Below are 6,033 nucleotides of genomic sequence, written 5' to 3'. Positions count from 1 at the left end.
CTGTTCGTCCCTCATGCGGGGTTAGATTACACGCGAGACCGCAATCACGACACGGGACCCTCTCGTGAGAACGTTTCCGGTCTCTCTCCGTACCTCCGCCACAGACTCCTGACCGAGCGCGAAGTGGTCTCGGCTGTGCTTGAACGGCATCGGTTTGGTGCATGCGAGAAATTTGTGCAGGAAGTCTTCTGGCGGACGTATTGGAAGGGATGGCTCGAGCAGAATCCAGAGGTGTGGCGACGGTATCGCCGCGATGTGGCCGAGCTCGGGCTCGCGAGTGACACACGCTCCGGAGGTTACCGCGAAGCTATCGCTGGGCACACCGGCATTGATGCGATGGATGCGTGGGTGCGTGAGCTTGTGGACACCGGATACCTGCACAACCACACCCGCATGTGGTTTGCGAGCATCTGGATCTTCACGCTCGGCCTGCCGTGGCAACTCGGTGCGGACTTCTTCTATCGACACCTTCTTGATGGCGATGCCGCCTCCAACACGCTCTCCTGGCGGTGGGTTGCCGGGCTCCAGACAGCCGGAAAGACCTACCTCGCGACGGCATCGAACATTTCTCGCTACACCGAGGGCCGGTTCTCGCCGTCTGGACTCGCCACGTCGGCACGAGCGATCATCGAAGAGCCACTGCCCACGCGGGCACCGATTGCTCCCGCCGAGTCCACCCCATTGGGCGCCCGAGTGGGGCTGTTGCTGCACGAAGAGGATCTGGACGCGGCAAGCCTGCGCGCCGAGTTCTCCTGGTTGGATTCGAACAGCCGACTCGTGGCTATCGCCGGATCCACCGATGCCGACGAGCGCTCGCCCTCCGGCGCCTCGGATGCAGTGCGGCGATTCACGGCATCCGCCCTCGATGACGCTGCCACGCGGGCCTTAGACGCCCTCGGGCGACCGGCGAGAGTGCTGCCCGATGCGCTCCCCTCCACGGTTCTGAAGTGGGCGGAGTCCGAACGCCTCGATACGGTGGTTATGCCGAACGCACCGGTAGGCCCGGTGCAGCAACGGATGCTGACGCTCGGCGCCGCTCTCGCCTCTGAGGGAATAACGGTCACGACCGTCAGGCGGCGCTGGGACACGCTCGCCTGGCCCTACGCCGCGCGCGGGTTCTTCCCTTTCCGCGAGCGTATTCCTGAACTGCTGCGCCAGCAGGGCTTGTAGACCCGGGACCCTGACACAGGGCGACACGATCAGCAGAGTCGAGCATCCGCCGGACACATAACGCGGCACAATGCTTGGAGCGTCGGCAACTGCCTACTAGGCATTCGGGGAAATCGCAAAGCGCAAAACCCCTACTTCGGAGGCCAACGGGGCACCGGCGATGTTCAGTCAATACTGCGATGTATTTCACAACGCCGTGCCCAGATTGGAGGAGCACGCGGAGAGTATCGTCGTTACCTCACATCGTCGAGGAAATGCCCTGCCACCAGTATTTTCCAGGGATTTCGGCTGCTGTCACCTAACCGTGCAGGAGACCCCTCAAGAGTTGCCCCTTGACACGGCATCGCCGTGCTCGGCCGCCTGATGATTCGCCCTAGATGGCATGCAGGACGTGCACATCGTGAAGGGTCAAGTTCTCTACACGCTCGCTGCGGAAGGTGCAGATTTGCCTACGACGAAGGCTGCCATCGCAGCGTGCGTGCCTGGCGCTACAGCAGAGTCGGTCTTCAAAGCTGTTAACGGTTAGTCGCGGCTCCCGGCTCGCGATCTTTGAACGCGCTGCTGCTGCCCAGGTGCCGGTTCACCTGCGACGCAGCTGGCATCGGCCCCGGTCCATCGCGCCCCAGCATCGAAATGTCGCAGTGGCCCTTCCGCTCCCGCTCACTTCGACTGTGGCAGTTCGTCAAATTTACGAGGACCTGGGTCGAGGCTGACAGGGTTGTGGGAACCTGACAGTCTGGGTGGGTGATCACAATCTTCTCCGCCCCCTCCAACTTGGGACTGCGACCTCCTGAGCTGGGAAGCGTGCCGGGCACGTGCAAGGCACCCGAGGCGTTGCGAGAAGCGGGACTGTTCCGCCGTCTCCTGGCGGGCGGGGCCATTGATGGGGGTGTTGTATTGCCGGGCCGATACGTCGATGACGACTCCAGTCGGGCTGCTGGTCAGGTGCGAAACGAAACTGCTTTAGTCGACCACGCGCGGCGCCTCGGACGCAGGATCGCGGGAGTGATCGCCGACGGCAGAGCACCACTGGTGATCGGAGGCGATTGCAGTCTTATTTTGGGGGCCGGGCTCGCCCTTCCGGGCGGCACGGGCTTGGTTCATATCGACGGGCACACGGATTTCCGCCATCCCGGCAACTCCGATCAGTGCGCCAGCGTTGCGGGAGAGGATCTCGCGGCAGCCGTTGGTGAACACTGGCCAGCAGTGGCCGACATCGACGGCCTCGGACCGTATTTCTCGCCGGCCCAAACCGTTCACATCGGATGCCGAGACGACGACGAACATCTTGACGAGGTGCGCCGCTCGCTCGGCCTCGCCTTGCCTGCGCGCGAGTCAATTGAGATCGGAATGCCAGACGCGGCACAAGCCGCTCGGGCCGTCACTGGGAACGCCAGCTACTGGCTGCACCTCGATGTAGACGTGCTGGACCCCCTCTTCATGCCCGCCGTTGACAGCCCCGATCCCGGCGGCCTAAACCCCAATCAACTCGTCGAACTACTCACGGAGCTGGCCCCCACAGCGATCGGAGCCCAGGTCACAGTTTTCGATCCCGACCTTGATCCCGACGGACGCTACGCCGCGCTCGTGGTCGACATTCTTGCAACAGGCCTGGCAGACCTCGGGCGCCAGGTCCACCCCTGAGGCATCGTCAAGTCGTTCAATTGAGTGCGGGATCGTCGGCGGCGATGCGGGTGGCTTCCGCTGCGAGTTCCGCGAACGCGGTGCGAAGTCCGGCTGGCTCGAGAACGGTGAGGTGGGCGCCGATGAGGAGCATCCACCGGGCCATGGCCAGATAGGTGTCGGCACCCGCCTTCACGATGCAGGTGGTCGCCGTTTCCTCCGTGGCTGTTCCCCATGCCTCTTCTATCCAGGGTTCGACCGTGGCGAGGGCAGCATGAACGCGGACGGTTCCGGTGACCTGCCGCCACCCGGTTAGGACACGAGCCGTCACGTACTCGTCGAGGTCGTTGGCGGGCGGCATCCGCGGATAGTTCGGCTTGTTGACTATCGCCGGGTCGCTGATCCGGTCGATCCGGAAGATACGCCATTCAGCGGACTCGAGACTGTAGGCGAGGAGGTACCAGTGACCCATCGTGTGTACGAGGTGTAACGGTTCAAGGTGTCGATTCCTGGTCTCGCCTGAGTGCCGCCGGTACCGGCAGAGGATTTGTCGTTCTTCGCGGCAGGCGCGAGTGAGGATGACGAGTGTGGTGATGTTGACCGGTTCAGTCGGCGCACCGATTGCTGTCCCCAGATCAAGGCTGCTCGTGTGGTCCAGGAAACCCTCAACGACGGGCTGCAACCGCGGTGGCATGACCCGCTGCAGTTTCTCGAACGCGCTCAAGGCGGCGTCTGCGGTGCCGGTGACGCCAGTGGCGACCGTGTCGCGGAGGGAGAGCATGACGGCGACGGCTTCAGCGGTATCGAACATGAGCGGCGGCAATGTTGCCCCAGCTTCCAGGTGGTATCCGCCGCCGGCACCGAGCACGGTCGTGACGGGGTAGCCGAGTTGCCGCAACCGGCCGATGTCCCGCCGCACGGTGCGCGGCGTCACGCCAAGCTCTTCGGCGAGTTGCACGGCGTTCCATTCACGCGCTCGTTGCAGGAGTGCCAGTAGTCGCAGCAGCCGTCCAGACGTATCCCACATGGATTCCATCCTCCCCGATGAGTAGGACAAGACCTGTCCGCCTTGCCTGCGACAGTGGCCTCATGACCACAACCCAGGACACCACGATCACTCCCTTCCGTATCGACATTCCGCAAGCAGATGTCGACGATCTCACCTCACGCCTTCGCGCCACGCGGATGCCGGCCCCGCTGCCCGGAGATGATTGGGACACGGGCATCCCCAGCGGCTACCTTCAAGAACTCGTCAGCGCCTGGGCGACCAAATTCGATTGGCGCGACCTCGAGGCGCGCCTTAACGAGGTCCCGCAGTTCACGACGGTCATTGACGGCCAGCAAATCCACTTCGCCCACGTACGCTCCACCGTGCCAGATGCGACACCGGTGCTTCTCACCCATGGCTGGCCGGGATCGTTCCTCGAGTTCCTGCATCTCATCGGCCCACTCACCGACCCGGAGTCCCACGGCGGCGACCGCGCGGATGCCATGCATCTGATCATCCCCTCGCTACCCGGTTTCGGTTTCTCCACACCACTGCACAGCGCCGGCTGGACCACCACGCACATCGCCGAGACATGGATCCACCTCATGGACCGGCTCGGCTACGACCGATTCGCTGCCCACGGCGGCGACCTCGGCGCTACCGTCTCCCCGGAGATCGCCCGCGTCGCACCCGAACGCGTGATCGGCGTGCACGTCAACGGAGCGTTGAGTTTTCCCAGCGATGTCGGCGAGGGCGCCCGGGCTGCGATGAGCGCGCGCGACCAGGATCGGCTGGAGCTCGTCACCACGTTCATGAGAGAGGAGAGCGGCTACATCGCTATCCAGTCGACCAGGCCTGGCCTCATCGGTGTCGCTCTCTCCGACTCCCCCGCTGCACAGCTGACCTGGATGCTCGACAAATTCCGCGCCTGGACCTGGCCCCTCGAGACGCTGCCTGATGAGATCCTCGGACGCGAGTGGATCCTCGCGAACGCCTCGCTGTACTGGTTCACCGCCAGCGGAGGGTCGTCCGCGTACGTCGGCTACGCGCAGAACACCTGGGGCGCCGCGCCGCGAAACTCCGGAGTCCCGACCGCGGCGATCCAATTCGCGCACGACGTCGGCATCCACTCACAATCGACCGACGCGAACACAATCGTGCGCTGGAACGATATCGGCGACCGCGGCGGCCACTTCGCCGCCCTCGAAGAGCCCGAACTCCTTATCGACGACCTCCGCAGCTTCCTGCGAGAAATCCACCGGTGACAAATCGTTGCAACGACCGGTCGAATTCGCCGTTCCCCCAAATTCGGCACCCTAATTAGGCGGTGCCAGCTTGTCGCGACCGACGACATCCGCTATTCGTTTCAGCGACACTTTCCCGCCGAACTCCTGGTACGTCTCGTTCTTTGATGCGCCTAGGGCCTAGTTTGTGTCCTCCTGGTGCATGCGTCCCTGCGGGAGCGTCTGGCGATCGGTCGTACCGCTCGATGACGCGTTGCCGATGATCGCCCTGTCGAGCAAGCACGATCTTGTCTCGCACCCCCGCCAGGATCGTGCCGCCGGACTTCGGTCGCGTCACGCGGGGCGAGTGTGGGACTGCGCGGCTCCCCCAGCGCCTCCTGGTCCTAAACCTGAACGCTACCCACGACTTCCCGGCCGAATTGGGCCAACAGCGCGATGACGGCGTCACTGCACACCCTCATCTCGGCTGCGAGACGGTCGAGTGCGGTGCCCGCGGGCAGGAGCTCGGCGAAGAAGTTGCGGATACGCAACGCCCCGTTGCAATTGCTAAATAGAGAAGTTGTTAGTTCTTCTCCGGCATTGGCCGCGAGGTAGTCCAAATCGAGATGAGGGCGATACCCAGCCCGACCATGAGGGCGGCTGCGTTGACCGAGCCGGAAATGATGCCGATCGTCGCATCGTAGGTGACGAGGCGCACCAGCCCGACGACAATCAGGATTGCTCCGCTTGCAAGCAGGAGCACGGGCAACCTCAGTAGACAGCCAAGCGCGGCGATGGCACCGAGTACGACCACCACGAGCGCTTGGATCAGGTTCACCGAGACGAACTGCAGCGGCGTGTAGTGAAGCAGCGAGAACAACGAACTGAGCACCGTGAGACCGGCGACTATCAGGCCAGGGGTACGCCAAACCTCAGAGGTGGAAGGTGTGGCACCGGTGCGTCTGGTGGCGTTCATGACAGCGCCATTGCAATCCGAGCCGGTCGACCGCGGGTGAGCGACCACCGGGG

Annotated in this window: 6 protein-coding genes; 3 read left to right on the top strand and 3 right to left on the bottom strand. The window is 63.8% G+C overall.

What is annotated here, in order from left to right:
* Positions 1-123 precede the first annotated feature (123 nt).
* Positions 124-1,170 (top strand): FAD-binding domain-containing protein, encoded by a 1,047-nt coding sequence (locus JF66_RS13440; RefSeq protein WP_369798023.1) that lies wholly within the window; start codon positions 124-126, stop codon positions 1,168-1,170.
* A 744-nt stretch (positions 1,171-1,914) separates the two neighbouring features.
* Positions 1,915-2,814 carry an arginase family protein gene (locus JF66_RS13435; RefSeq protein WP_081882385.1) on the top strand — a complete coding sequence of 300 codons (900 nt, stop codon included), beginning with the start codon at positions 1,915-1,917 and terminating at the stop codon, positions 2,812-2,814.
* Between the two features lie 16 nt (positions 2,815-2,830).
* Here the strand turns inward: JF66_RS13435 and JF66_RS13430 are convergent, their stop codons facing one another.
* Positions 2,831-3,820, bottom strand: coding sequence for a YafY family protein (locus tag JF66_RS13430; protein WP_035878956.1), 990 nt, complete (start codon positions 3,818-3,820; stop codon positions 2,831-2,833).
* A 62-nt stretch (positions 3,821-3,882) separates the two neighbouring features.
* Here JF66_RS13430 and JF66_RS13425 point away from each other — a divergent pair, with 62 nt between their 5' ends.
* Positions 3,883-5,046 carry an epoxide hydrolase family protein gene (locus JF66_RS13425; RefSeq protein ID WP_035878954.1) on the top strand — a complete coding sequence of 388 codons (1,164 nt, stop codon included), beginning with the start codon at positions 3,883-3,885 and terminating at the stop codon, positions 5,044-5,046.
* Between the two features lie 362 nt (positions 5,047-5,408).
* On the opposite strand, the gene JF66_RS23670 is transcribed toward JF66_RS13425, so the two are convergent.
* A complete protein-coding gene (locus JF66_RS23670; RefSeq protein ID WP_197059413.1) occupies positions 5,409-5,555 on the bottom strand; it encodes a HipA N-terminal domain-containing protein in 147 nt (48 codons plus the stop codon).
* Between the two features lie 32 nt (positions 5,556-5,587).
* Positions 5,588-6,033, bottom strand: a 446-nt coding sequence (locus JF66_RS23665) for a hypothetical protein (RefSeq protein ID WP_035878953.1), incomplete at its 5' end; no start/stop codon positions are given.

Source organism: Cryobacterium sp. MLB-32, from assembly GCF_000738085.1.
In the GTDB taxonomy this organism is placed as follows: Bacteria; Actinomycetota; Actinomycetes; order Actinomycetales; family Microbacteriaceae; genus Cryobacterium.
The sequence above is the reverse complement of the archived record's forward strand: the minus strand, read 5'-3'. Positions and strand labels throughout refer to the sequence as shown.

Bases quoted from the DNA above. Each gene is read 5' to 3' on its own strand.
- JF66_RS13430 (WP_035878956.1), bottom strand. From the start codon at position 3,820: ATGTGGGATACGTCTGGACGGCTGCTGCGACTACTGGCACTCCTGCAA.
- JF66_RS13425 (WP_035878954.1), top strand. From the start codon at position 3,883: ATGACCACAACCCAGGACACCACGATCACTCCCTTCCGTATCGACATT.